This window comes from Microbacterium sp. SW12 (assembly GCF_055391095.1).
This window is the reverse complement of sequence record NZ_AP024335.1, coordinates 2,102,857-2,129,822: the sequence shown is the minus strand read 5'-3', so window position 1 is coordinate 2,129,822 and position 26,966 is coordinate 2,102,857. Positions and strand designations below refer to the sequence as shown.

Sequence of the window (26,966 nt, the reverse complement as noted above, 5' to 3'; positions counted from 1 at the left end):
CAGTTTGTGGGAGATGTGACCGACGCGAGCCGCAGCGGTGTTCCGGGAAGGGGGTTCACTTCACCCGCCACGCCCACGACCGGAATCTCGCATGAGGTGGTTCCCCCGCCTGCGAGCATTGCTGCGTCACCGTGCCAGCCTTGGGTAGCGTTGACGGCGCTGGGCCGACCACGAGTGTCAGGGCTGCAGGTTCGGTGTCCGGGTGGCTCACCAGTCGCACGAGAACGACTTCCGTGCGACCCGGATTCGCGTTGTCGACTCCCGTGACTTCCAGGCGCGAACCGGTGAGCGAGACCTTGAACTGGTCGCCCGGCGCCTCAACCGCGAACTGGAGCGAGCTCCAGTTGGGAGCGCCGGTCCATGTTGTCATCTGCTGCAGGTCGTACGTCTCCGTCTGTCCGGGACTGAGCGTCCGTGAGGCGGCGGAGAGAATTGGCTGCGGCGCCTCGGCCTCGATCAGGAACCGAATCGTCAGGACCGTCCAGTCCTGCGCGCCCACCCGGCGCGCCTGGATCGCGCAGGTGTCGTTCCACGGAGCTCCGGGCCCTGCCGTGTAGCGGAGCGTCGTCGCTCCCACCAGTTCGCAGGAAGCTCCGCCCCGCGCGCCACCTGTTGTGGCGAGCGGGTAAACCTCGAGCTCGGCGCCACGGGGTACGGTGATGATCCCGGCGAGGCCGACCTCGACTGAATCGTTCTCTCCGACAGTGAACGCGCCGGTTCCGGTACGCAGAGTCGGGCGAAGCTCCGACTCGCCCGGTACGCGCAGGAAGCCGTAGGAGGTAACAGTGGATCCGTCTGCCGCCGACCCAGTGACGCTGAAGGGAATAACCATCGCCTCAGGCTGAGCGGTCCCTGCGATGCGACGACCGGAAACGGTCACGGTTGAACTCTCCCGCCAGAGCGCGAGCTTCACAGAGTCAGGATCGCCACCTGCCCACGTGACCTTGTCTGTGAGTACGTCTATGCCCTTGTCGAACCCGTCGATGGTTTCGGCGGTCAAGACCGTGTCGCGTACCTCCGGGTAGTCGGGAACCGGATTTCGGACGACCTTGAGGACGATAAGCCCCATCGCGGTATCGCCGGCGGCGTTGGTCACTGTGTACACGAAAGAGAAAGTGCCCAGCGCATCGCCCGCGCGCACGGCGACGGACCCGCCCTCGAGGTCGACATCCGCGAGCATCGCGTCCAGGTCGTCGTACTCGGAAGTCCCCGGCTGGGCATTCGGTCTGACCCCCACGAGCGTGAGCTTGGCCCCGGAGGGGTCGACATCGTTATCCAGCGGGGTGATCGTCGTCTCGCGTGCGGGGGACTGGCCGCCCTCGAGCTGGACGTAGTCAGAGAATGTCACCGGCCGAGGATCGGATTGGGCGTCGCGCACGCCTACGAGGGCAAGCGCGGTGGCTGTGGCTCCGCGCCCATCGCGCACCCGGTAGGTGAAGGAGGTCTGCCCACTCCATGCTGGGGGGGCGGTGTATATAAGGCTGGTTCCGTCCGGTGAGATGGTGGCCGTACCAGCAGGTGAGCCGCTACTGTCGACCGGCTGATCCACGACAGCGTCCAACGCGACGCTGTCACCGTCTGGGTCGATCCCGAACGGATCAAAGTCGATTGTGGTCGACGTGCCGCTGAGCGCCCGGCCCTCGAGAGTCACGGGCGAGGGTGGCGTGTTTGCCTCATCACCGAGCACCGTGATAGTGACTCGTGCGCTGTCGGTGAGCTCTGGGTATCCCGCCCCGTAAGCGGTGTACGTCACGCTGTATACGCCGGGACTGTCGGGTGCCAGGTAGCGAAGGGTTCGACTCGTTGCGAACGCGAGCCCGGCATCCGTCTCGTTGACGACCAGTGATGGATCGATTGCCAGTTGCCCACCCGCAGGCGCTGAATCGTTCGCGAGCACCGGGATGTCGATCTGTCCGCCCACGCGCACCGTCGCGGAGTCGGCCACGGCAATCGGGGGATCGGCGGTCGCCGCCGGCAACAGGATTACGGTGAGTTGTCCCGTGATCGCGGCCGACGGGTCTTCGGTGCCATCCGAGATCGTGTAGCGGACGACGCCGATCTCACCGGGTGTGCCGTCGGCTGTCGTTCCGCTGACTCGGATCGTGGATTGCGCGACCGGATCAACGCTCACGGATGCGCCTTCCGCGGCCTGAGGACGAACATCGCTGACCAGCAGCACCAGATGTGCGGGGTTGGAAACGGCGCTCAGAACATCGACGGTGGAGTCCTCGTTCGGTCTGACGAACGCGACGAGAGGTGGTGCTGACAGCTCGGCCTCGTTGTAGGCGACCGCGGTCACCCGAACGGTGGCGGTTTGTTCGCTCTCACCGTCCCGGATGGTGTAGGTCAGCACCGTTGACCCGGGTGCCTGCGCCGTGTACGAGAACGAGAGGGCGCTGGCATTGACGGAGATACCGGAGTCGTCGTTGTCTGCGGTCACCGCCGACAACGTCTGCGACCCGGATCCTCCGCGCACTCTGTCGCGTAGCTCGACCGTCACAGACCGGCCGACAATCGACGTAACGGCGAACGAGTCCGCCTCCAGCCGTGGAGTTGGTGCGACACTGATGGTGAGGGCACGGCTGGTCGCAGCGCCCCTGCTGTCGGCGACGGTGACAGTCACTGTTGCGGCGGTCGCGACCTCCGCGTTCGCATCCGGATGCTGATACGTCAGGATCCCCGCGGGATCGACGGTGACAGTGCCAGGTCCCGCGTCGACGGTCGCCGCTGACACATACAGCGCGTCACCCTCGGGATCAACGAAAGCATCAAGAATCGGGAACCGGACAGTGTCGCCGGGAGCCGTAACCGGTTCCGGCCAGTTCGCCAGGCACCGTTCGGTCCCGCACCACAGCGGGGCGGCGTTCTCATCTGCGGGAACCACCGTGAGAGTCACGGTGGCAAGGTCGGAGGTCAGGCCCTCCACTGCAGTGCCATCGGTCACGCGGTACTCGAAGGTCGCGGTGCCCGATGCATCGGCCGGCACGTCGATGGTGAGAATCTGGTCGGCATCGGTCGTCACCGGTGTTCCGAACGCTGACGCTGAAACTGATTCGGGAACGACGCTCAACACGTCCTCGTTCGGATCATGGTCGTTCAGGAGAACGGGCAGGGTTATGGCCCGGCCGGCTCGGACACCGAAGGCATCGTTCTCGGCGACGGGAGGCTTCGGCTCGACGACCTCGGGAGCAACGGCATCGTCCGACTCCGCAGCGCTCACCTGGTCATCGATCTGCCATGACTGCGATGAGGGCACGAGATCGCCGGCGGGTACGGTCCACACCCACCCCGACTGTGTCTCGTTCAGAATGAGCCGCCGGTCGGTGCCCAAGAATTCGGGAAGCGGGTCGGCTCCGAGTTCTGCGCCGGCGTAGTCGAGGGCGGAATCGCCGGTTGACTGCGACCACAGCGTGCCGCCGGTCGGTCCGAGCCAGGCGGCGAAGACCTCACCACCGAGCGTGCGGGGCGCGGCTGGCACGCCGCGCACCTCGAGTCCGCCGGTGACCTGCCGCTGCGCACCGTCGCCGAGGGCCACCGCGACGAGCCCCTGCGAATCGGCGAGGAAGACCTCGTCGCCGCCGTCACTGGATGCTGCAAGTCGCGCATCGGGCAGCATCGCCGTCTCCACCGGGGCTGACAGGCCCTGGATCCAGAGCCGGCCGGTCTCGGCATCCAGCATCACCCACCGCTGCCCGACGAGGGTCAGTGAAGCGCCCTCGCCCGGGGCGTCGGGAACCTCATCAACGCCGAGGATGCTGCCGCTCGCGAGATCCGCGCGCACCATTTCGCCGGAATCCGCCGAGAACGCGGCGACGGTGCCGAGGGGACCGACGGCGACTGCGTCTGCGGCGAACGGATCCTCCTCGTCTCCGATGTCCAGGCGCGCAGCTCCCGGGCGTGACAGGTCGCCGATGAAGATGTCGCCGGCCTCGGTGAGGTAGGCCACCGAGGTGCCGCTGGTCGACACGGATCGCGTACCGGCGGGAGTCGCGACGAAGGCGTCGGCGCCGCCGGCGTCCAGATCCGGGGGAGTGGCGGGGTCGATGCCGGCGACGCGGGTGGCGGATGCCGCGAATGCCCACACCGCGTCAGTCGTCTGCGCGAGCGTCGTCGGCTGGCTGATCTGTTTGACAGTGTCGAGTTCGAGGAGTTCGGCATTGACGCGTGCGTAGTGTCCGCCCGCCGAGCGCTGCAGGGCCCAGATCGTGCCGTCGTCGAGGGGTGCCTGCTGCGCATCGTAGCCGGGCCAGACTGCCGCCAAACCCACCACGAGGACTGCAGCCAGTCCGGCCGCTCCACCCCACATCCACCGCGAGGGAGAGCCCCGCCGTGTCCGTGCCGGGCGGGCCATGTCAGATCACGCTCACAATCACGGCAGCGGCAACTCCCGCGACGATGATCGCGCCGCCCACGACCAGCGACCAGATCAGCCCTGTCCGGCGAGGCGCGGGGGCCTCGGGGAGGTCGTCGCTCGGCAGCCGGTTGGCGGTGCGCTGATCGCGGGGACGTCTCCGGCGCGGAGAGTCGTGCGGCACTCGCGGGCGCACGAACACGGGAGCTGCGTCCTGCTCGCGTTCGGGGAGGGCAACGGCGCCGGCCAACTCCAGCGGAGTGACGGGCATTCCGGTGTCGTACTGCACCAACTGCAGGGCGTGGGCGAATTCCGCGGCTGACGAGAAGCGGTCGGCGGGGTTCTTCGCGAGGGCGAGACGAAGCACGTCCTCGAGGCTCGGTGGCACGTCAGAGCGGTCGATCGGTGTGTAGCCGGCGCGGCGGATGCGGGACTTCAGGTGGTCTCGCGTGTTGTCGCTGTGCGACGGCAACTCGAACGGGCTGCGGCCGGCGAGGAGGGAGTAGACGGTGGCACCCAGGCTCCACACTTCGGCGGGCACCGAGCCGCTCGTGCGCTCATCGATGATCTCCGGCGCGCTCCAGGGAACGCTCATCGCGAAGACTTCGATGCCTTCCCGGGCTGACACCGAAGCGGCGATCCCGAAGTCCGACAGCACAGGCATCCCGTAGGCGGTCAGCAGGATGTTGGACGGCTTGATGTCGCGGTGCAGGAGCCCCGCCCGATGCGCGGATTCGAGAGCCGACGCGACCTTCACCCCCGTTCGCAGCACTTCGTCGACGGGGATCGTCTCTCGCCGATATCGCGACGCGAAGGAGGCCGGGCAGTACTCCATGACGATGTACGGGCGCCCATCCGGTGAAACACTGGCCTGGTAGATCGTGAGGATCGAGGGGTGTGCCGACAGGTGCGCCATCGCGTCGGCCTCTGCCGCGAACATGCGCAGCAACGACTCATCGACGATGTCTTCGAGGAGAACCTTGACCGCCACTGCGCGACGGGGCATGTCCTGTTCATAGAGGAAGACGTCAGCGAATCCGCCTGCCCCCAGCGGCCGCACGTAGCTGAATCCGGCGAGCGTGGGCGCCGCTGCCGGAAGCCGGCTAGGCACCGGAACCCCGGGTGCGGAGGGGTAGCGTGTGGGCGCAGCGAGTCGATCGATCTGCGCCGTGTGCCCCCCGATTCATGCGACAAGCCTAAATCGACCCCCTGAGCCGGTGCTGTAGGCATCCACGTAGGCTGGAATCATGACGATTCCTACGCTGCAGCTTCTCGATGGCAACCGCATTCCGCAGGTGGGTTATGGCGTGTTCAAGGTTCCGGCCGATGACACGCGTCGTGCAGTGCTCGAGGCGTTCGAACTCGGTTATCGGCATATCGACACGGCGGCCATCTACGGCAACGAAGAGGGGGTCGGTGCTGCGATCGCCGAGAGCGGCATCCCGCGTGAGGACCTTTTCATCACGACGAAGCTCTGGAACGACCGCCACGACGGCGACGAACCCCGAGCTGCGCTGGGCGAAAGCCTCGACAAGCTCGGACTCGACGCCGTCGACCTGTACCTCGTGCACTGGCCGACTCCGGCACGCGACAACTATGTGCACGCGTGGGAGCGCCTGATCGACCTGCGTGAGCAGGGTCTCACGCGAAGCATCGGGGTCTCGAACTTCCTTGTTCCCCACCTCGAGCGGATCATCGCCGAGACCGGAGTCGCCCCCGTCGTCAACCAGATCGAACTCCACCCCGCCTACCAGCAGCGGGAGGTGGTCGAGTGGGCACTCGCTCGCGGCATCCGGATCGAGGCCTGGGGCCCGCTCGGTCAGGGCAAGTACGACCTCTTCTCGGTGCCGGCTGTCGCGGACGCGGCAGCTGCCCACGGCAAGACCCCGGCGCAGGTCGTGCTGCGCTGGCACCTCGACAAGGGCAACATCGTGTTCCCGAAGTCGGTGCGCAGGGACCGGCTCGCCGAGAACATCGACATCGTCGATTTTGCCTTGACGGATGACGAGATCGCCGCAATCGATGCGATCGACCCGGGCGATGGTTCGGGGCGTGTCTCGGCGCATCCCGACGAGGTCAACTGAGCGCTACGCGTCAGATCCAGGTGGGCGACCAGTTGTGGAGTCGCCAGAAGTCGTAGGGCACGCTCGTCGCGGTGAGGATCGGATACCAGAACGCCGAAAGCACCAGAGCGACGATGAAGAAGACGGCGACCACCCGCTGGCCCGTTACGCGTCTTTCGGGACTGGCCCCGGCCGGATGGGCGAGATCACGCAGCGCAATCCCCAGCGCCAAGAGGAGGAACGGCAGCATCACGACCGTGTAGAACTGGAACACCGTGCGCTCGGGGTATAGCAGCCACGGCACCCAGGTGACGGCGACGCCGGTCAGGACAAAGCCCGAGGCGAGGTCCCGGCGTCGGATGAACCTGATGACGAGGTAGACGGTAGCCGCGACGGCGGCGTACCACACGAGCGGATTCGGCATCGAGTAGATGTTCTGTACGCATCCTGAAGCCGCTGTGCAGCCAGCCTCGCCGAGGGCATCGCTGTGATAGAACATCGAGGTCGGTCTGGCAAGGAGCGGCCACTGCCATGCAGGGCTCGCATAGCTGTGGCTTGCTGACAGGCCGACGTGGAAGCCGTACATCGACTGGTGGTAGGCCCACAGGTTCTGCAGAGACAGCGGTACCCACGACCAGAAGCCGGTAGCCGGCGAGCCGTCGACGGTGTGCCTGTCGTATCCGCCGTCGGTGGCCAGCCATCCCGTCCACGTCGCGAGATAGAGAAGGAGTGCCGGCGGCACGAGCAGCACGAACGTCACCGGTCCCTGGCGCACCGCGGCATCGGCGGGCCAGTACTCCACGCCGCGCCGACGCCGCTCCAGGGCGTCGACGATGACGAGGTAGATCCCGATACCGGCGAGCACGTACAGGCCCGACCACTTCACGGCGGTTGCGGCGCCCGCAGCAAGGCCGGCAGCGACAACCCACGGCCTCGCCCAGAACACCGGACCCCAGCGAAACTCTGAGCTCCAGCGCCCCGTTGCCAGTCGGCGCGGCCACTCTCGCTCGTGAAGCCATCGCCGATCCAGCAGCACGAACCAGAACGCCAGCAGGGTGAAGAACATGACGAAGGTGTCGAGCAACGCCACACGGCTCAGCACGATCGCGAGTCCGTCGATTGCCATCAGCCCCGCTGCTGCCGTCGCCACACCGATCGACCGGGTGAGCGTGAGTGCGACGACATAGAGAAGGAGTACGGCGAGAGTGCCGAACAGCGCCGTGGCAAAGCGCCATCCGACCGACGAGTCGGCGCCGAACAACGCCATCCCCGCACCGATGAGGAATTTTCCGAGGGGTGGGTGGACGACGTAGCTTCCTTCGTCGAGGAAGATGTCGGTCTCGCCGGCAGCGAAGCGTGAGTCGGCCTCATCGGGCCACTTCGCCGCGAACCCCAGGTTCCACTGGGACCAGGCATCTTTCACGTAGTAGGTCTCGTCGAAGACGAGTTCGTGTGGATGTCCGAGGTTCCAGAAGCGCAGGATGCCGGCAACGGCAGTCACGAGCGCCGGCACCGCGATCTGCAGTCGGGGGGAGGCCGCGACCCGGGTGCTGACACGGTCGTAGACCGTCGGCCGTACGGGGGTCTCGACGGTGGTGGTCACCGTGACAGCCTATTCGGGCCAGGATGTGAGCTCCGGCGGCTCCGACGCAGGGTCCGGCGGTCTCGGGGGATCGTCACCCTACCGGCCTAGGCTGGGGCCGTGATCATCCTCGCCGCCACGCCGATCGGGAATCTCGGCGACGCGTCCCAGCGCCTCATCGACGCGTTGGAAAATGCGCAGGTGGTCGCCTCTGAAGACACCCGGACGACGCAGCGGCTCCTCGCCGCGCTCGGCATCCAGAACCGGCCCCGCCTGATCGCCCTGCACGATCACAACGAGAAAGCCCGCGCTGCCGAGCTCGTCGAGCTCGCGCGAGCGACCGACGTGCTCCTGCTGTCGGATGCCGGGATGCCGACCATCAGCGACCCGGGATTCGGGGTGGTAGCTACGGCAGCCGGCGCCGGGGTCGCGGTGAGTGTCCTCCCGGGCCCGAGCGCCGTCCTCGCAGCTCTGGCCGTCTCGGGTCTCCCGACCGACCGATTCACGTTCGAGGGCTTCGTGCCGCGGAAGGCGGGGGAGCGGCGCAGCGCACTGTCGGCTCTCGGTGCCGAGCGGCGCACGATGGTGTTCTTCGAGTCCCCGTCGCGGCTCGCGACCACCCTCGCCGACATGGCTGCGGCCTTCGGCGCCGACCGCCCAGCCGTCGTGTGCCGCGAACTCACGAAGCTCCACGAAGAGGTACGCCGCGGCCCGCTCTCGGATCTCGCCGCCTGGGCAGACGACGGCGTCAGGGGTGAGATCGTCATCGTCGTCGGTGGCGCTGCCGGCCCCGCCATGTCGTTCGAGGACGCAGTTGCCTACGTTTCGGATCTGCTCGCGCAGGGAAAGCGCCTGAAGGATGCCTGCGCCGAGGTCGCCGCAGCATCCGGTCACTCGTCGCGCGAGCTGTACAACGCGTCGCTGTCATAGACCCGCGGGGCGGCGCCGGCCCGAACTAGACTTCTCGGGTGAGTTCCGGCAGTTCCTTCTACATCACGACGCCGATCTACTACCCGAGCGATGTTCCGCACATCGGCCACGGGTACACGACGGTCGCCGTCGACACGCTCGCGCGTTGGCACCGGCAGTCCGGCGACGACACCTGGATGCTGACCGGAACCGACGAGCACGGCCAGAAGATGCTGCGGGCTGCCGCCGCGAACGGCGCGACGCCGCAGGAGTGGGTCGATCGCCTCGTCGGTGAATCCTGGTTCCCGCTGCTTCGCACCCTGGATGTCGCCAACGACGACTTCATCCGCACGACGCAGGCTCGCCACGAAGAGCGCGTGACGCAGTTCGTCCAGGCGATCTATGACAACGGCTACATCTACGCGGGCGAGTTCGAGGCGCTGTACTGCGTCGGGTGCGAGGAGTTCAAGACCGAGGCCGAGATCATGGACGGCACGGGGGCGTTCGAGGGCCTCAAGGTCTGTGCGATCCATTCGAAGCCGCTGGAGCTGCTGCAGGAGAAGAACTATTTCTTCAAGCTCAGCGAGTTCCAAGACCGCCTGCTCGACCTTTACAAGAGTGTGCCCGACTTCGTGCGGCCCGAGTCTGCGCGCAACGAGGTGGCATCCTTCGTCCGCAGCGGTCTAAAGGACCTGTCGATCTCGCGATCGACCTTCGACTGGGGCATCAAGGTGCCCTGGGATCCCTCGCACGTCATCTATGTGTGGGTCGACGCGCTCCTGAACTACGCCACGGCTGTCGGCTACGGGTCCGACCCCGAGCAGTTCGCACGGCGCTGGCCGGCCTATCACGTGGTCGGGAAGGACATCCTGCGCTTCCACGCCGTCATCTGGCCCGCGATGCTCATGGCTGCCGGCGTCGAGGTGCCCCGCGGTGTTTTCGCGCACGGCTGGCTGCTCGTGGGCGGCGAGAAGATGTCGAAGTCCAAGCTCACGGGTATCGCGCCGACCGAGATCACCGACGTCTTCGGCTCCGACGCTTACCGCTTCTACTTCCTCTCGGCCATCGCGTTCGGTCAGGACGGGTCGTTCTCCTGGGAGGACCTGTCTGCCCGATACCAGGCAGAGCTCGCGAACGGATTCGGGAACCTCGCCTCGCGCACGGTGGCGATGATCGGGCGGTACTTCGAGGGAATCGTGCCGCCGCCCGCGCAGTACACCGACGCCGACCTCGCGATCCAGCGGGTTGTCGCGGAGGCTGCGGCGAACGCGGATGCCGCGATCGAGCGCTTCCGGATCGACGAGGCGATCGCCGCGATCTGGACGATCGTCGACGAACTCAACGGCTACATCACCGAGAACGAGCCGTGGACTCTCGCCAAGGATGACGCGAAGCGCGCCCGACTCGAGACCGTGCTGTACACCGCCGCCGAGGGTCTGCGCGCGCTTGCTCAGTTGCTCTCGCCGGTGATGCCTATCTCGACCGAGAAGCTCTGGATCGCCCTCGGCGCTGCCGAGACCATCGGCCGGCTGCAGGATCAGCCCCTTCGCGAGGCGGGGAGTTGGGGTCAGCTGAAGCCGGGCACCTCGATCAATGGCTTGGCGCCGCTGTTCCCCCGGGTCGAGCAGCCCGCGTGAGCGACCCGAGCGCCTACGTGCGGGAGAGGTCGGCATCGGGTCGGCGTGACCTCACCTACCCCCCGCTGCCTGAGCCGGTGGCTGTTCCGGTGTACGACAACCACTGTCACCTCGAGATCGTGGACGGCGACGACCCGCTGGGCCTGTCGGAGCAACTCGCCCGCGCGGCCTCGGCGGGGATCGCGGGTGTGGTGCAGGCATCCGGTGACGTGGAGTCGTCGCGGTGGGCGGTGTGGGCCGCGGAGCATCACCCGCAGGTTCTCGCAGCGGTGGCGATCCACCCGAACGAGGCACCGACCTACGAGGCGGCGGGAGGCCTCGATGAGGCGATCGCGGCGATCGATGAGCTTGCCGCCCACCCTCGGGTGCGGGCGATCGGCGAGACGGGGCTTGACTTCTTCCGCACGGATGCCGAGGGTCAGCCGGCTCAGTACCGGTCTTTCGAGGCGCACATCGCTCTGGCCAAAAAGCACGGCATCGCAATGCAGATCCACGACCGGGACGCGCACGACGAGGTTCTGCGCCTGCTCGAGAGCGTTGGCGCGCCCGAGAAGACCGTCTTCCACTGCTTCTCCGGGGATGCCGAGATGGCGCGGATCGCCGCCGACCGCGGCTACTACCTCTCTTTCGCGGGCAACATCACGTTCAAGAACGCGCAGAATCTGCGCGATGCGCTCGCCGTGACCCCGGCGGAGCGCATCCTGGTCGAAACCGACGCGCCCTTTCTCACTCCGGTACCCCACCGTGGGCGCCCCAACGCGCCGTATCTCGTGCCGATCACCCTGCGCTTCATGGCAGCAGAGCTGGGTGTTTCCGTCGACGAGCTCGCCGCCCAGGTGGCCGCGAACACGCTCGAGGTTTACGGCACGTTCGCCTGAACGGAAGCGCGCGGGACCCCGTCGTCCCGGCGGATGCGGCTCGGGGTCGCGCGGGTCGTTGATCCACCTTCCAACTCCCACGGCAGCACGACCGGCGAGCTCGGGGTGCTCGCCGTCTCCAGCGCGTTCACGAGTTCGGGAAAGAGCAGCGCGGGAGCGAGCTCGGGGTGGACGCACACGTGCGTCACGCTCAGGCGGCGGTTGAGTGCGCAGTCGTGAAGACAGAGCGCGACAAGCTGCAGATCCCGCGGCAAGACGACATCGAGCGCGGCGAGGTCGAGGAACAGGCGCGGCCCCTCCTGCGCGAACGAGAACAGCCCGTCGACACCGTGCAGCAGGAATTCACGGATGCTCCCCGCAAGCTCCAGGCTCGCGGCATCCACCCGGGCGACGATCGGGGCCTGGCCGCGGCTGGCACACCACTGCTGGTAGACGCTTTCGCCGATCTCCAGACGGGGAAGCCCCGGTTCGCCGGTGAGAAGCCCGATGTTCGTGGCGCCACTGGCAGCGAGCAGGTCAAGGGCCGCGGTCGCGGCATCCTCGTATCCGGTGCGGATCCACATCCCTGCGTCCGGCGGAAGGGGGAGGTCATTGGTGATGACGGGGATGCTCTGCGCTGCAGCGATCGCCAGCAGTGGGTCGCTCTCGCGGGCGTCGGGCGCGTACACGGCGTCTACCCGGGCGCTGCGCAGCAGCTCCGGGCGCGCATAGGGGATGACCGTGACCGTGAAGTGGTGCGCGGCTGCGGCGTCAACGAGGGCACTGAGCTGTCGCATGGCGTATTGCGCCTGAGTGGCCTCGCGAACCGGGTCAAGCGGCGGTGACGCGACGTACCCGATCGAGAGCGTTCGCCCGCGCCGGAGCGCTGCGGCGTAGCGGTCGGGGGAGTATCCGAGCTCGGTCGCGGCATCGAGTATCCGCTGTCTGGTGTCGGCGCTGAGCGCGCCCCGGCCATTGAGTGCCTGACTGACCGCGGCGGTGGACACGCCAGCTCTCGCCGCGACATCCTTCACCGTGACCCGCGCGCGCGGCAACGGGATCGGTGTCTGGTCGGGCTGCTGGGTCATGCTCACTCACGTGCCGGGATTCGGCGCTTCCGAGAAAACCGTCTCGACCGCTGCTGACCAGCGTTCGCCCTCCCCGGAGGACGCCAGTGTATGGCCGCGCGCAACGACGTGATGCATGATCACGCCGGCAAAATGCCGGAGCGCCCGTTCGGTCTTCAGCGAACTCTCCGAGGGGTTCTCGGGGAGGCGCGCGATCTCAGCATCCAGGAGCTGTTGAACCCACCCCCGCGCCGCTCGAACCGCCGGTGCGACATCGTGGACCCGACCTGCCCCGGCGTGGCGGAGCGCCGCGTCGGCGACGATCGCTTTCGCATCGGCAAGCGAGGCGAACTCGTCAAGCGGTGCGTGCAAGCGAATCGTCTCGAGGTCGAGTACCTCGACGCCGTGACGCGCCTGCACGTCGGCGGCGACGTTCCGGGGCATGCCGAGGTCGATCACCAGGAGCCGCTCGGCTGCGGCTGTCACCGCGGCGCGACCGGCATCCAGCTCGTCGCCGCCGAGCACGACCCGGGTCGTGCAGGTCACGATGACATCGGCCGACGCGATCTCGGCGGGAAACGATTCCGGGTCGACCGGGATCAGTCCGTGTCGTTGGGCGAACGCGGGGCCGCGACCGGATGCCGAATGAACCCGGATGCCGCGCGCGCCGCGCACGCGCAGTGCCGCCAATGCTGCCGCGGCATACTGACCGGTCCCGATCAGGAGCACGCGGGCGCTTGACCAGTCGGCGATCCGTGAGGAGGCGAGCTCCAGGGCAAGTCGAACCAGAGAACGACCGGATTCCCCCACGCGCGCCGAGTTCTTGACGGTCCGCGATGTCTCTTTCGCGCGCTCGAAGAGGTGCTCGAGGGCGCGGGTCGTCATCCCCTCGCTGCGGGCGTCTTCGTAGGCGCGCGTGACCTGACCCGCGATCTCGTCCTCGCCGACCACGACCGAGTCCAGGCCCGACGCCACGGCGAACAGATGATGCGCGACACGATTGCCGACGGTGACATCGAGCGTTTCGCGCAGCTCTCGGTAGTCGATACCCGAGGCATCGGCCAGCTCGCCGAGCGCGGCAGTGACGGCGGACTCAGCAGAGTGGCCCTCGTCGGGGTCGATATCGAGGTAGGCCTCGAACCGATTGCAGGTGGCAAGCACGACGGCTCCGCCGATCGACTCGTGGGCGAGGGGGATGTCGCGGCGGACCTCGCCACCCACCTCGGCCAGGCGCTCAAGAGAGGCGAACGGGGTAGCCCGATGGTTGGCCGATAGGCAGACCAGCATCGCTTCCTCCTCGCGTCGACTGGTTAGTATATCGATTAACTATGCAGCTCTCCGATCAGCATCCGTTCGTTGCGCACGCGACGAAGGACTCGCACCTCATCCGCGCCTTCGTCGGACACCGACCAGCTATCACCCCCGTGTGGTTCATGCGGCAGGCGGGGCGTTCCCTTCCCGAGTACCGTGCGCTGCGTGAGGGCAGCTCGATGCTCGACGCCTGCCTCGACCCCGCGCTCGTGAGTGAGATCACGCTGCAGCCCGTGCGCCGTCACGGCGTGGATGCCGCGATCTTCTTCAGCGACATCGTCGTGCCCCTGATGCTGGCGGGGATCGACGTGCGCATCGTCGCGGGCCGGGGTCCGGTCTTCTCCCAACCGGTTCGCGCCGGTGCCGACATTGCGCGGGTCACCGCGATCGACCCGCAGACCGTCACCGAGCGGGGCGGGCCGATCATCGAGGCTGTGCGCCGCACGACCGAGATGCTCGCCGCCGAGTCCGTTACTCGCGGCACGCCGCTCCCGCTCATCGGCTTCGCGGGCGCCCCGTTCACCCTCGCTGCCTACCTCGTCGAGGGCGGGCCCTCGAAGGACCATCTCGCCGCGCGCCGCCTGATCCACGAGGACCCGCCCGGGTGGGACGCGCTCACACAGTGGCTCGCCGACATCAGCGGACGCTTCCTCGCCCTCCAGATCGAGGCCGGCGCCAGCGCTGCGCAGTTGTTCGATTCCTGGGCTGGTTCTCTCTCCCCGCGCCTGTACCGGCAGGCAGCGCTCCCGGCATCCGCTCGAGCACTCGCTCACGTGCGGCAGATCGAACCGCCCGCGGACTCCGGGATGCTGCGGGTCCCGCTCTCGCACTTCGGTGTCGGCACCGGCGACCTTCTCGCCGACATCGCGAGCCTCGATCTCGACGTCGTCGGAATCGACCACCGGATCGATCTCGACGAGGCCCTGGAGCGGGTAGGGCGAGAGGTGACAGTGCAGGGGAACCTGGATCCCGCCATGCTGTTCGCTCCCGCCGAGGTCCGCGCCGCGGAGGTCTCCCGGATCATCGCCGCAGGTAAGGTCGCCCGCGCTCACGTCTTCAACCTCGGGCACGGCGTGCCACCCGAGACGGATCCTGACGTGCTGACGGATCTTGTCGCGATGGTGCACGATGCCCGCTGAGACGGACGAGATCGTCGATGTGTGCATCGTCGGCGCGGGGATGGCGGGCCTGGTCGTTGCCGCTGAAACCGCCGCGGCTGGACTCCGAACCGTCGTCGTGGACGCCTCCGACCGCGTCGGGGGGATGCTCGCGCCGGTCATGATCGCCGGCGGTGCTGGTGTGGGCGCTGCTGGTGGGCAGGTCGCTGCGGATGCCGGCGCCGAGTCGTTCGCGACCCGAACGACCGGCGTGACAGATCTCATCGACCGCTGGCAGCTTCCCGTCACTGTCACGGCCCCGAACCCCGCCGGGGCGTGGCTCGTTGCCGGCGGCGACTCCGGCATCCGTCGCGCCCCGCTCCCGCGACAGAGCGTCCTGGGGATCCCCGCCGATCCCAGCGCTGCCGACATCCTGGCGCTCGTACCGCCCCGCGCCGAGCAGGTGCTGCCCGTGCCCGCCGAGGAGCCTTCGCTCTACGACCTCGTCGCCACACGACTCGGTGATGACCTGGCAAGCGCGGTGGTAGACACCGTCTGCCGCGGCGTCTACTCGCGCTCTGCCCGCGACCTGAAGCTCTCGGTGGTGCACCCGCAGCTCTGGCAGCGGTTCATGCAGACCGGCGCGCTGACGGATGCCGTCGCCGAGCTTGCCGCGGGGCCCCGCCCCGGCAGCGCTGTCGCGGGGATCGTCGGTGGCATGTGGCGGCTGCCCGTCGAACTGGCAGCCCGCGCCCGCGCCGCCGGGGCGACCATCCTGCTCGATACCCCGGTTCGTCGCATCCATGGTGCCGAAAGCACGCGGGAAAGCGTGGGCCACGGGGCACGCGACGAGGTGCTGAGCGTGGATGCCGGCAGCACCGCGATCCGCGCCCGAACCGTTGTCATCGCCACCGGTCGCGACGAGGCGCTCCGACTCCTCGGCGAGCACAGTGATGGTGACGAAACGCCGGTCGAGCTGGCGATCGCGCTCGTGCGTTCGCCGGGCCTGGATGCTCACCCGGTCGGCACGGGAGCGCTGATCGCCGACGCTGCACCCATCGGTGCGAAGGCGCTCACGCACGCCAACGCCAAGTGGCAGTGGCTCGATGAGAAACTCGAGCCCCACCACCACGTCGTCCGGCTCTCGGCGCGCGACGGCGTCACAGGCGCGTTCGATGAGGCATCCGTCGCGGCGGCGATCAGCGCCGTCACGGGAGTTTCGGTGGCGCCGCAGGACGTGCGCGAGCTGCACGTGCGCCGCTGGGATGCGTCCTCGTCGTCGTCCACGACGCCCGTCATCGCCGCTGACCCCCGCCTGCACCTCGCCGGCGCCGCCGTGGCGGGCACCGGCCTTGCCTCGGTGGTGCCGCACGCGCGCGAGCTCGCCGCAACCCTGATCCACGCGTTCGCGGCGCCGTCGCTCGCATCCACCGCTTCCTGACCCGCACCGCCGCTTCTGACTGGAGGAATCGTGACCGATCCCGTAACCCCCACCGCCTCGAGCCCCGAGGCTGAGTCGACGCCCGCTGGCTACACCCTCTTCACGGTGCTTGAGGTGCCGCGTGTGGCGGCGCCGGAGTTCGGTGACCTGGAGCGCGAGGTCGCAGAGCTTCCCGCCGCCGGCGTGACCCTGCGCGGGCTCTACGACGTCACCGGCATGCGCGCGGATGCCGACCTCATGGTGTGGCTGCACGGCGAGGACCCGGCGGCACTCCAGGCTGCACTGCGCAGGCTTCGTCGCACCTCGGCGCTGCGCGAGGCGAGCATCACGTGGAGTGCCATGGGCGTTCACCGCGAGGCCGAGTTCAACAAGCGACATGTTCCCGGATACCTGCGCGGGGAGGCACCCCGCGAATGGCTCTGCCTCTACCCGTTCGTGCGCAGCTATGAGTGGTATCTGCTTCCCGAGCAGGAGCGCTCAGCGATGCTCGCCGAGCACGGCCGCAAAGGCAGCGCTTTCCGTGATGTCGTGGCCAACACGGTCTCGACTTTCGCGCTCAGCGACTACGAGTGGCTCTTGCCGTTGGAAAGCGACAACCTGCTGAGCCTTGTCGACATGATGCGCGATCTTCGCGCGACGGATGCCCGCCGTCATGTGCGTGAGGAAGTCCCGTTCTTCACCGGGAGACGCGTCGAGGTCGGCGAGCTCGAGGACGTCCTGTCGTGACCGCCGAGAACTTCCGGCCCAAGCCCCCGCACGCGACCGGTGCCTACTGCGCGCCGGGGGCTGCGGTGTGCGGTGCGACGCCCGCGGCGGAATCCGGCCCGGCACACGTGGAAGAACCCGTCGCGTACGACGCGCTGCTGCTGCTCGGGTTCGGTGGACCCGAGGGGCAGGATGACGTCATCCCGTTTCTACGCAACGTCACGGCCGGCCGCGGCATCCCCGACGAGCGCCTCGAGGAGGTCGCGCACCACTACCGCCACTTCGGTGGGGTCTCACCCATCAACCAGCAGAACCGCGACCTGGTCGCCGCCCTCGATGCCGAGCTTCGCGCGCGCGGCATCGACCTGCCGGTGTACTGGGGAAATCGCAACTGGATGCCGTACGTCGCCGACGCCGTGCAGCAGCTGCACGCCGACGATCACCGGCGCGTCCTGGCGCTGGCAACGAGCGCCTACAGCTCCTATTCGTCGTGCCGGCAGTACCGGGAGGACCTCGCCGATGCGCTCGAGGCGACGGGTGTCGGGGAGCAGCTGCAGATCGACAAGGTCGCCCAGTTCTTCGATCACCCGGGCTTCGTGACTCCCTTCGTCGATGGCATCCGGTCGGGGCTGGAGAAGCTGCGAGAGCACGGCATCGAGAAGCCGGACGAGATCGAGGTGCTCTTCTCGACGCACTCGATTCCCGTCGCCGATGCCGAACGCTCCGGTCCGCGCGACCGCGACTTCGGGCCGGGCGGCGCCTATGCCGCTCAGCACACCGCCGTCGCGGAGCAGATCATGCGAACGCTCGGGTCCGAGAGCCCCTGGCAGCTGGTGTACCAGAGCCGCTCAGGGCCGCCGTCGGTGCCGTGGCTCGAGCCCGACGTCAATGACGCGATCGCCGCGCTGCCCGCGCAGGGCCGGCGCGGAGTGCTGATCGTTCCCCTCGGGTTTGTCAGCGACCACATGGAAGTCATGTGGGACCTCGACACCGAAGCCATCGAGACCGCCACCGAGCTCGGTCTTGTCGCCGTACGCACCGCGACCCCGGGAACATCGCCCACCTACGTCGCGGGCCTCGTTGACCTCATCGAGGAGCGGCTGCAGGGTACGCCCGCGTCGCAGCGCGAGCGGGTCACGTCCCTCGGTCCCTGGTTCGACGTGTGCCGGCCCGGATGCTGCGAGAACGCCAGGCTGGGCTTCCGCCCGGCACTCGCGGGGTTGACGCCGTGACCGTGCGCTTGGGGACCCGGGCCAGCACGCTGGCGATGACGCAGTCCGGAACGGTAGCCCGGATGCTGACAGCATCGTCGGGCCTCGAGGTCGAGCTCGTCCCCCTCACGACGCACGGCGATGTCGCCACCGGTTCTCTCGCGTCGCTGGGCGGCACGGGTGTGTTCGCGACGGCGTTGCGCGCAGCGTTGCTCGCGGGGGAGTGCGACCTGATCGTGCACTCCCTCAAGGACCTGCCGAACGCTGCCTACCCGGGCCTCACGCTGATCGCGGTTCCCGAGCGCGAGGGTCAGCGCGATGCCCTGTGTTCGCGCGGCGGCGTGACCCTTGCGGAGCTCCCCGCCGGCGCGCGCGTGGGGACCGGCTCCCCGCGCCGGGCCGCTCAGGTGCTGGAGCGGCGGCCTGATCTCGTTGTCGCCGACATCCGCGGCAATGTCGACACGCGCCTGCGCAAGGTCACAGACGGCGAGTACGACGCCATCGTGCTGGCCGAAGCCGGGCTTCGCCGCATCGGTCGGGAGAGCGAGATCTCGGAGCTGTTCGACCTGCACGCGTGGCCGACCTCGGCAGGTCAAGGGGCACTGGCGATCGAGATCCGCACGGCTGATACGACCACCGAGCTGGGCCGCGCCCTGCGGGGCCTGAACGATCCAGCCGCCGCGATCCCCGCGCTCGTGGAGCGGGCGGTGCTCGCAGAGCTCGAAGCCGGCTGTGCTGCGCCTGTCGGTATCTCTGCGATCCAGAACGGCGAGAGCGTGGAGGTCGCCGCGACGGTCTACCGGAGTGACGGGTCGCGCAGCATCCGTGTCGAGGACGCCGCGCCAGTCGCCGTCGTCGCCGAACCGGCGGGCCGGGCGGCGCTTGCTGAACGGGTCGTGCGGGTGCTCCGAGATCGCGGGGTCGATGAGCTCGATGACTGAAGCACTCGCCGGACGCACGGTGCTCGTGCCGCGCGGTGGAGCATGGGGTGAGCGCGTCGCGCGCCTTCTTGTAGACCGCGGTGCCGTGCCCGTGATTGCGCCGCTGATCGAGACCAAGCCCCCGCGCGACCTCGAGGCCCGGGACCGGTTCTTCGCCGACCTCGCCGCCGGCACCTACGACTGGGTGTTCATCACCAGTGCCGCTGCGGTCGAACACCTGCGCGCTGCGGGCATCGAGATTCCTGCTGCCACGCGCGTCGCCGCGGTCGGGCGTGCAACCGCTCGCGCTGTCGTGGATGCCGGGTTCGAGGTCGACTTCATTCCCGCCGGGCGCTCGTCGGCGTTGGCCCTCACCCAGCAGTGGTGCTCAGCGCACGAGCCGGCGCGCGTTGGGCGGTGCCTCGTGTTGCGCTCCGACCTCGCGATGGCGGTCGTCAGCGACGAGCTGGAAGTCCGCGGCTACGACGTGGAAGTCTGTATCGCTTACCGGACGGTGGGGGTCGACCTTCCGGATGAGATCGTCGACGATCTGCGATCGGGGCGGATCGACACGGTGCTGCTCACCTCGACGAGCGTCGTGCGCGAACTCAGTCACCAGGTCGGCGTGCTTCCGCCGAACACGGTCCTCGCCTCGCTCGGGCCCGGCACGACCCGGGATGCCGAACGCCGGGCCCTCACCGTGACGCTGACCGCCCCCGAACAATCCATCGAATCCCTCCTCGCCGAGCTGTCCTCCCTCTCGCCGAGTTGTCCTTCCCCCAGCTGAGTTGTCCTCTTTCCAGCCGAGTTGTCCTTCCTCTCGCCGATCTGCACCCCGGAGTTCCGTCCATGACGACCTATCTCACCCACCGCCCGCGGCGCCTGCGACAGAGCCCCGCGATGCGCCGACTCGTCACTGAGCACACGCTGTCGGCATCCGCCCTCGTGCTCCCCGTGTTCGTGACCGAGCGGGACGAACCGCAGCCCATCGCGACGATGCCGGGAGTGCGGCAAGAAACGCTCGAGACGCTGCCGCAGGTCGTTGACGCGGCGGCGGATGCCGGGCTCGGCGGCGTCATGCTGTTCGGTGTGCCGCTCGTTCGTGACGCGACAGGGTCGGGCGCGACCGACCCGGACGGCATCCTCAACCGCGCTATCCGCGTCGCCCGGACAGCGGCGGCTGGACGGCTCACTGTGCAGGCGGATCTCTGCCTTGACGAGTTCACCGACCACGGCCACTGCGGTGTCCTCGATGCGCGGGGTGGGGTCGACAACGACGCGACGCTCGATCGGTACACGGCGATGGCGCTCGCGCAGGCTGACGCGGGGGCCGAGATCCTGGGTCTGTCGGGAATGATGGACGGTCAGGTCGCCGCGGTTCGCGAAGCACTCGACGCGGCGGGGCGAACGGATGTCGTGCTCCTGGCGTACTCGGCGAAGTACGCGTCTGCGTTCTACGGCCCGTTCCGTGACGCCGTGGAATCCACGCTCGTCGGTGACCGCAAGACATATCAGCTCGACCCGGCGAACGGCCGGGAGGGGCTGCTGGAGGCGTCCCGCGACATCGAGGAGGGCGCCGACATCGTCATGGTGAAACCCGCGGGCCCCTACCTCGACGTTCTCGCGGCCGTAGCCGAGCACTCGCCAGTCCCGGTGTGGGCGTACCAGGTGTCGGGGGAGTACGCGATGGTCGAGCTCGCCGCGGCAGCCGGGGCCATCGACCGCGATCGCGCGGTTCTCGAGTCCCTCGTCGGCATCCGCCGGGCCGGGGCAGACGCGATCCTGACGTACTGGGCGCTGGAGGTCGGGCGATCGTTGCGCGAGGGGCACAACGCGGGGGGTGCGCGATGACCCACAACGATCAGCTCTTCGCCCGCGCGCAAGCGGCAATGCCCGGGGGCGTCAACTCGCCGGTGCGGGCTTTCGGCTCGGTCGGCGGCACACCCCGGTTCTTCGTATCCGCCCGAGGGCCCTACGTGACGGATGCCGATGGCCGCCAGTACGTCGACCTCGTCGCCAGCTGGGGGCCGGCGATCCTCGGTCACGCGCATCCGGAGGTCGTTGCGGCAGTCACGGAGGCCGCCTCCCGCGGTCTCTCGTTCGGCGCGAGCACGCCAGCCGAGACCGAACTCGCCGAGGAGATCACGGCTCGGGTAGGTGCCGTCGACCGGGTGCGGCTCGTCTCGACAGGCACCGAGGCGACGATGACCGCCGTTCGCCTCGCCCGCGGCTTCACACGGCGAGATCTCGTCGTGAAGTTCTCGGGCCACTACCACGGGCACTCCGACGGGCTTCTCGCCCAGGCGGGCTCGGGACTTGCAACCCTCGCGCTGCCCGGTTCAGCGGGGGTGCCAGAGGCCGTGGCGGCTCAGACTGTCGTCATCCCCTACAACGACCCCGATGCGCTCGCCGGAGTCTTCGCCCAGCACCCGGGGCGCATCGCTGCCGTCATTACGGAAGCCGCCGCTGCGAACATGGGGGTCGTCCCGCCGCATCCGGGCTTCAACGCCCTGCTTGCCCGCGCATGTCGCGACAACGGTGCGCTCCTCATCCTCGACGAGGTGCTCACCGGCTTCCGGGTCGGCCCGGCCGGGTTCTGGGGACTGCAGGATGCCGCGGGCGAGACCTACGCGCCCGACCTGTTCACGTTCGGCAAGGTCGTCGGCGGCGGCCTCCCCGTCGCGGCAGTCGCGGGCCGCGCGGAGGTCATGGAGCTCCTCGCGCCGCTCGGCCCGGTGTACCAGGCCGGCACGCTGTCGGGGAATCCGGTAGCGGTGGCTGCGGGGCTTGCGACGCTCCGACTCGCGGATGCCGCGGTCTACGCGCGACTCGGTAGCGCCGCCGACGAGCTTTCGGCCGCGGTGGGGGTCGCTCTGACACGCGAGGGCGTTGCTCACGGCATCCAGCGGGCGGGGAATCTCTTCAGCGTGTTCTGGGGCGAGGATGTCGCCACCGGCGTCGCTGACTACGAGACTGCCGTGCGGCAGGAGTCTTTCCGGTATCGGGCGTTCTTCCACGCGATGCTCGATGCGGGAGTATCGCTCCCGCCGTCGGCGTTCGAGGCGTGGTTCCTCACCGCCGCGCACGACGATGCGGCGCTGGCCCGGATCGTCGACGCCCTCCCCGCCGCGGCGCGCGCCGCAGCATCCGCCCGCGCCTGACCCGTGCCTCCTCCGCGAAGCAGCCCATTCCCGCCGAACCAGCCCGCACTGCGGGCTGACTGGACGAAAATGGGCTGCTTCGGGGTGGGTTAGGCCGAGGCCTTGGCCTTAGGGCGGGTGAAGAGGGTCTCGGTCTGCTCGAGCTCCATCCCCTTGGTCTCGGGGATCCGCCACAACACGAAGAAGAACGAGAGCGCGGCGAACGTCGCATACATGCCGTAGGTCAGCGGCAGCGACCAGCTCGACATCACCGGGAAGGTCATGGTGATCAGGAAGTTCGCGATCCACTGAGCGCCGGCAGCAACACCGAGGGCCTTACCTCGGATGCGGCTGGGGAAGATCTCTCCCAGGAGCACCCAGACGAGCGGTCCCCACGAGGCGCCGAATCCAATGACGAATAGGTTCGCTGCGACCAAAGCGATGGGTCCCCACGCGCCGTCCAGGTGGACGTCCTTACCCGTACCGGTAGCGAACGAGAAGGCCAGCGCCATCGTCCCGAGCGACAGTGCCATGAGCACCGAACCGGTGAGCAGGATCGGCTTTCGTCCGACGCGGTCGACCAGGAAGATCGCGATCAGCGTCACGAGCACGTTCGTGACGCTCGTGATCACGCTGATCAGCGGTGCGTTGGTCATGCCGACCGAGTTCCACAGGCTCGTCGAGTAGTAGAAGATCACGTTGATGCCCACGAACTGCTGGAACACCGACAGGATGATGCCGATCCAGACGATCGGCTGCAGTCCGAGAGCCTTGCCGCGGATCGATACCCCCGCGTTCTTCTTGTCGGTCTCGATGGCGAGGGTCAGCTCGTTCATCGTCTTGTCGAGATCGACCGCGGGAACCAGGCGTGCGAAGACGGCGCGGGCCTCGTCGCTGCGGCCCTGGCTGATCAGGAAGCGGGGAGATTCGGGAACCGTGAACGACAGGATGCCGTAGACGGCGGCCGGAACGACGCCGACCAGGAACATCCACCGCCACGCCTCCAGCCCCCACCACAACACGTTGTCCGCGCCGCCGGCGATGCCCTCCAGCAGGGCGTCCGAGAGGAGCGCGGCGAAGATACCGATCGTGATCGCGAGCTGCTGCAGCGACGCGAGCGATCCGCGGATCTGCCGGGGAGCCACCTCCGCGATGTAGGCGGGGGCGACCACTGACGCGATACCGATCCCGATACCGCCGACCACACGCCAGAGACCGAGGTCCCACACCGAGAAGGCGAGACCTGTTCCGATCGCACTGACGAAGAACATGATCGCGCCGAGGAACATCACCCGCAGGCGCCCCCACCGGTCAGCGAGGTTGCCGGCGATGAGCGCACCGAGTGCACAACCGAGTAGCGCGATGGCGACGATGAATCCGGTGACGAAATCGTTGAGGGCGAAATCGCTCTGGATGGACTCGACCGCGCCGTTGACGACCGAGGAGTCGAAGCCGAAGAGGAATCCACCGACAGCAGCGGCGATGGACAGGGCGACGGCACGGCGACCATAGGGACTGTTGAGATGGAACGTCCCCGTGGGGAGCGCGTCAGATGAGGATGTCACGCGACTCACCGTACTCCCGCCGCGGCGCCGTGTGACGGATTCGCCTCATCCGATTCACGAAGTCCCCGCCTGCAGCCAACTACAGTGATCGCATGCCCGTCACCCTCCTGGGCGCCGCGGAAGTGCGGGCGCTGGCCGCCGACCTCGACGTCACCCCGACCAAGAAGCTCGGCCAGAACTTCGTCGTGGACGCGAACACGGTGCGAAAAATCGTGCACCTCGCGGGCGTCCAGGCCGGGGAGCATGTCGTCGAAGTCGGACCTGGGCTTGGCTCGCTGACGCTCGCGATCCTCGAGGCCGGCGCCAAGGTGACCGCCGTTGAGATCGACCACCGACTCGCGGAGCGACTGCCCGCCACGGCATCCGCTCATGGTGTTCCAGACGGTGCGCTCCGGGTCATCGATCAGGATGCCCTGCGGGTGAGGGACCTCCCCGGCGACCCCGCAGTGCTTGTGGCCAACCTGCCGTACAACGTGTCGGTTCCCGTCCTGCTGCACTTCCTCGAGACGTTCCGCTCGATCGCCCGAGGCGTCGTAATGGTCCAGGCCGAGGTGGGGGAGCGGCTTGCCGCTGCGCCCGGGTCGAAGGTGTACGGGGCGCCCAGCGCCAAGGCCGCCTGGTGGGGATCGTGGCGCCTTGCGGGGACAGTTTCGCGGCAGGTCTTCTGGCCGGTCCCGAATGTCGACAGCGTGCTCGTCGGTTTCGAACGCTCCGAACCGTTGGGCTCCGAAGACGAGCGGATGCTGACCTTCCGCATCATCGACGCGGCATTCCAGCAACGACGCAAGATGCTCCGACAAGCGCTCGCCGCGGTGCTCGGCGGAAGCGCGCTCGAGGCGTCCGCCGTGCTCGAACGTGCTGGAATCGCCCCGACTGCCCGCGGCGAGGAGTTGGCGGCTGGGCAGTTCCTGCGCATCGCCAGAGCAACCCCGGCGCCTGCGCGATAGCCTCGAAGCATGACCGACGAGCAGCGATTCTCGCGCAGCCGAAACGACATCCACCGCCCCTACTCGGCATCCGAGGACCGCTACTCCATCACCGACTACCGCCAGGTGGGCACGTCGGGCCTCTACCTCCCGCCGATCTCGCTCGGACTGTGGTGGAACTTCGGAGACAACATCCCGTTCGACAACCAGCGGAAGCTACTGAGGCACGCTTTCGACTCCGGGATCACGCACTTCGATCTCGCAAACAACTACGGACCCCCGTACGGGTCTGCCGAGACGAACTTCGGGCGGATGATGCGCGAAGACTTCGCGCCGTACCGCGACGAGCTGATCATCTCGTCCAAGGCCGGGTACGACATGTGGCCGGGCCCGTATGGCGACTACGGTTCGCGCAAGTACATCCTCGCCAGCGCCGATCAGTCGCTGCGGCGCATGGGCCTCGAGTACGTGGACATTTTCTACTCGCACCGGATGGATCCGGTGACTCCGGTCGAAGAGACGATCGCGGCGCTTGACACGCTCGTGCGCCAGGGGAAGGCCCTCTACGTCGGCATCTCGTCGTACTCCGCAGAGCAGACAGCGATCGCGGTTGCGGTGGCTCGCAGTCTCGGTACTCCGCTGGTCATCCATCAGCCGTCGTACTCGATGCTCAACCGCTGGGTCGAGGATGGCCTCACCGGCGTGCTGCGTCAGGAGGGTCTGGGGGCTATCGCGTTCACGCCCCTCGCGCAGGGGCTTCTGACTGACAAGTACCTCAGCGGTGCGGCCGCCGACCGGGCACAGAACCGCAATTCGGTTCCCGCCGACCGGGTGTCGGAGCACGGCCGCTCGCTGTTGGGTGGTCTCAACGAGATCGCCCGGCAGCGGGGCCAGAGCCTCGCGCAGATGGCGATCCAGTGGGTGCTGCGGGACCCGGTCGTCACCTCGGCGCTGATCGGCGCATCGCGTCCCGATCAGCTGGACGAGAACCTGGCAGCGATCGCGGGCCCGGCTTTCGACACCGAGGAGCTCGAGCAGATCGACGCTCTCACCGACGGCGTCGATCTCTCGCCGTCGGGTCCGATCTGGGCGGATCCCTCGGACTCGTGACGGCGCCGCTTCGCACAGACGTCGTCCGGGTGCGGGCTCCGGGCAAACTCAACGTGTACTTCGAGGTCGGTCCGCTCCTCGACGACGGCTACCACGCTGTCGCGTCCGCGTACCAGGCTGTCTCTCTGTTCGAAGACGTGTGGGCCGTGGCGGCGGACGACTTCCGGCTCGAGGTCACCGGCTCAGTCGATGTGTCGACAGTCCCGCTCGATGATCGGAACCTCGCGCTGCGGGCGGCGCGGATCCTCGCTCAACACACGGGGTACGACGGTGGGGTGCACCTCACGGTCGACAAGCACGTTCCGGTAGCCGGTGGCATGGGCGGCGGCTCCGCGGATGCTGCGGCAGCCCTCGTCGCCTGTGATGCACTGTGGGGGACCGAGGTGGGTTCCGCCGAGCTGCAGCGCCTGGCTGCCAGGCTCGGCGCCGACGTGCCGTTCGCTCTGATGGGAGGAACGGCAGTTGGCCTGGGGCGCGGAGATCGGCTCAGTCCCGCGCTCGCGACAGGCCGCTTCGAGTGGGTCATCGTGCTCGCCGATGGCGGACTGTCCACGCCGGCGGTCTACAGCGAGCTCGACCGGCTTCGCGCGCGGACCGCGTCGGCCGGGCATCCGTCGACCGGCGCACTTCGCCTCGACCGCATATCGGACGCTCGCCACGGCGGCGCAGACCCCGCGGTGGCGACGGGCGTGCTGCACGCCCTCCGTTCCGGCGACCCCGAGGAGCTCGCCGGTCACCTTCACAACGACCTGCAGGAGGCGGCACTGTCGCTGCGGCCCGAGCTCGGCGATGTGCTCGATCTGGGAGACCGGGCCGGCGCCTTGGCCGGGGTCGTCTCAGGGTCGGGTCCCACCACAGCGTTCCTCGCCGAGGATCTCGAATCGGCCCTGGAACTGCAGGTCACCATGTCGGCCGCGGGATATACGGCCCTTCACGCACATGGCCCTGTTCCCGGCGCACGACTGATCTGACCGACTGGTCTCACAAGGCCGCGGATGCTTCTGACGGGCTGCGGACATTACCGCCGGATTTCCGCTTCGGTCAGAACCGCCCGCGATGTCCCCGGCCTCCGGT

Annotated in this window: 21 protein-coding genes; 15 read left to right on the top strand and 6 right to left on the bottom strand. The window is 68.3% G+C overall.

Annotated elements, in window-relative coordinates:
- Window positions 1-55 precede the first annotated feature (55 nt).
- Both MICSW_RS10770 and MICSW_RS10765 read right to left on the bottom strand, forming a co-directional pair.
- Window positions 56-4,351, bottom strand: coding sequence for an Ig-like domain-containing protein (locus tag MICSW_RS10770; protein WP_464495768.1), 4,296 nt, complete (start codon window positions 4,349-4,351; stop codon window positions 56-58).
- A gap of 1 nt (window position 4,352) precedes the next feature.
- Complete coding sequence (locus MICSW_RS10765; protein ID WP_464498342.1) at window positions 4,353-5,411, bottom strand: serine/threonine-protein kinase; 1,059 nt, start codon at window positions 5,409-5,411, stop codon at window positions 4,353-4,355.
- A 187-nt stretch (window positions 5,412-5,598) separates the two neighbouring features.
- On the opposite strand from MICSW_RS10765, the gene MICSW_RS10760 reads away from it, so the two are divergent.
- Window positions 5,599-6,435: an aldo/keto reductase gene (locus tag MICSW_RS10760; RefSeq protein ID WP_464495765.1), complete on the top strand. Its 837-nt coding sequence runs from the start codon at window positions 5,599-5,601 to the stop codon at window positions 6,433-6,435.
- A gap of 10 nt (window positions 6,436-6,445) precedes the next feature.
- Here the strand turns inward: MICSW_RS10760 and MICSW_RS10755 are convergent, their stop codons facing one another.
- Window positions 6,446-8,017: a dolichyl-phosphate-mannose--protein mannosyltransferase gene (locus MICSW_RS10755; RefSeq protein ID WP_464495762.1), complete on the bottom strand. Its 1,572-nt coding sequence runs from the start codon at window positions 8,015-8,017 to the stop codon at window positions 6,446-6,448.
- A 99-nt stretch (window positions 8,018-8,116) separates the two neighbouring features.
- Between MICSW_RS10755 and rsmI the strand changes: the two genes are divergently transcribed.
- Genes rsmI through MICSW_RS10740 form a run of 3 tightly spaced genes read left to right on the top strand, consistent with a single transcriptional unit; the run spans window position 8,117 to window position 11,420 of the window.
- Window positions 8,117-8,926, top strand: a complete 810-nt coding sequence (rsmI, locus tag MICSW_RS10750) for a 16S rRNA (cytidine(1402)-2'-O)-methyltransferase (RefSeq protein ID WP_292800782.1) — start codon at window positions 8,117-8,119, stop codon at window positions 8,924-8,926.
- A 38-nt stretch (window positions 8,927-8,964) separates the two neighbouring features.
- Window positions 8,965-10,542 (top strand): methionine--tRNA ligase, encoded by a 1,578-nt coding sequence (metG, locus tag MICSW_RS10745; protein WP_300590393.1) that lies wholly within the window; start codon window positions 8,965-8,967, stop codon window positions 10,540-10,542.
- The gene (locus tag MICSW_RS10740) at window positions 10,539-11,420 is read left to right on the top strand and encodes a TatD family hydrolase (RefSeq protein WP_292725700.1); all 882 of its coding nucleotides are present in this window, start codon (window positions 10,539-10,541) and stop codon (window positions 11,418-11,420) included. The genes metG and MICSW_RS10740 overlap by 4 nt, the downstream gene beginning before the upstream one ends.
- Here MICSW_RS10740 and MICSW_RS10735 read toward each other — a convergent pair.
- Both MICSW_RS10735 and MICSW_RS10730 read right to left on the bottom strand, forming a co-directional pair.
- A complete protein-coding gene (locus tag MICSW_RS10735) occupies window positions 11,402-12,487 on the bottom strand; it encodes a LacI family DNA-binding transcriptional regulator (protein WP_464495757.1) in 1,086 nt (361 codons plus the stop codon). The genes MICSW_RS10740 and MICSW_RS10735 overlap by 19 nt on opposite strands.
- A 6-nt stretch (window positions 12,488-12,493) precedes the next feature.
- Window positions 12,494-13,753, bottom strand: a complete 1,260-nt coding sequence (locus MICSW_RS10730; RefSeq protein ID WP_464495754.1) for a glutamyl-tRNA reductase — start codon at window positions 13,751-13,753, stop codon at window positions 12,494-12,496.
- Between the two features lie 41 nt (window positions 13,754-13,794).
- On the opposite strand from MICSW_RS10730, the gene hemE reads away from it, so the two are divergent.
- The 8 genes from hemE to hemL all read left to right on the top strand — a co-directional run bounded on the left by hemE (window position 13,795) and on the right by hemL (window position 22,312).
- Window positions 13,795-14,916 (top strand): uroporphyrinogen decarboxylase, encoded by a 1,122-nt coding sequence (gene hemE / locus MICSW_RS10725; RefSeq protein WP_464495751.1) that lies wholly within the window; start codon window positions 13,795-13,797, stop codon window positions 14,914-14,916.
- Entirely contained in the window at window positions 14,906-16,315 is a 1,410-nt protein-coding gene (locus MICSW_RS10720; RefSeq protein WP_464495749.1) for a protoporphyrinogen/coproporphyrinogen oxidase, read from the top strand. Before hemE ends, MICSW_RS10720 begins: the two co-directional genes overlap by 11 nt.
- A gap of 30 nt (window positions 16,316-16,345) precedes the next feature.
- Entirely contained in the window at window positions 16,346-17,041 is a 696-nt protein-coding gene (gene hemQ, locus MICSW_RS10715; RefSeq protein WP_347424886.1) for a hydrogen peroxide-dependent heme synthase, read from the top strand.
- The gene (locus MICSW_RS10710) at window positions 17,038-18,252 is read left to right on the top strand and encodes a ferrochelatase (RefSeq protein ID WP_425355667.1); all 1,215 of its coding nucleotides are present in this window, start codon (window positions 17,038-17,040) and stop codon (window positions 18,250-18,252) included. The genes hemQ and MICSW_RS10710 overlap by 4 nt, the downstream gene beginning before the upstream one ends.
- On the top strand, window positions 18,195-19,172 hold the full coding sequence (hemC, locus tag MICSW_RS10705) for a hydroxymethylbilane synthase (protein ID WP_464495744.1): 978 nt from the start codon (window positions 18,195-18,197) through the stop codon (window positions 19,170-19,172). The genes MICSW_RS10710 and hemC overlap by 58 nt, the downstream gene beginning before the upstream one ends.
- Window positions 19,165-19,938, top strand: a complete 774-nt coding sequence (locus tag MICSW_RS10700; RefSeq protein WP_292725712.1) for a uroporphyrinogen-III synthase — start codon at window positions 19,165-19,167, stop codon at window positions 19,936-19,938. The genes hemC and MICSW_RS10700 overlap by 8 nt, the downstream gene beginning before the upstream one ends.
- A gap of 62 nt (window positions 19,939-20,000) precedes the next feature.
- A complete protein-coding gene (hemB, locus tag MICSW_RS10695; RefSeq protein WP_464495740.1) occupies window positions 20,001-21,002 on the top strand; it encodes a porphobilinogen synthase in 1,002 nt (333 codons plus the stop codon).
- Entirely contained in the window at window positions 20,999-22,312 is a 1,314-nt protein-coding gene (hemL, locus tag MICSW_RS10690) for a glutamate-1-semialdehyde 2,1-aminomutase (protein ID WP_464495737.1), read from the top strand. The genes hemB and hemL overlap by 4 nt, the downstream gene beginning before the upstream one ends.
- An 89-nt stretch (window positions 22,313-22,401) precedes the next feature.
- On the opposite strand, the gene MICSW_RS10685 is transcribed toward hemL, so the two are convergent.
- Window positions 22,402-23,856 (bottom strand): sugar porter family MFS transporter, encoded by a 1,455-nt coding sequence (locus MICSW_RS10685; protein ID WP_347424883.1) that lies wholly within the window; start codon window positions 23,854-23,856, stop codon window positions 22,402-22,404.
- 92 nt (window positions 23,857-23,948) lie between these two features.
- On the opposite strand from MICSW_RS10685, the gene rsmA reads away from it, so the two are divergent.
- Genes rsmA through MICSW_RS10670 form a run of 3 tightly spaced genes read left to right on the top strand, consistent with a single transcriptional unit; the run spans window position 23,949 to window position 26,863 of the window.
- On the top strand, window positions 23,949-24,803 hold the full coding sequence (gene rsmA, locus MICSW_RS10680; protein WP_464495734.1) for a 16S rRNA (adenine(1518)-N(6)/adenine(1519)-N(6))-dimethyltransferase RsmA: 855 nt from the start codon (window positions 23,949-23,951) through the stop codon (window positions 24,801-24,803).
- Window positions 24,804-24,812: 9 nt separating this feature from the next.
- Complete coding sequence (locus MICSW_RS10675) at window positions 24,813-25,892, top strand: aldo/keto reductase (RefSeq protein WP_292725721.1); 1,080 nt, start codon at window positions 24,813-24,815, stop codon at window positions 25,890-25,892.
- Window positions 25,889-26,863, top strand: a complete 975-nt coding sequence (locus tag MICSW_RS10670) for a 4-(cytidine 5'-diphospho)-2-C-methyl-D-erythritol kinase (RefSeq protein ID WP_228176990.1) — start codon at window positions 25,889-25,891, stop codon at window positions 26,861-26,863. Before MICSW_RS10675 ends, MICSW_RS10670 begins: the two co-directional genes overlap by 4 nt.
- Window positions 26,864-26,966 lie beyond the last annotated feature (103 nt).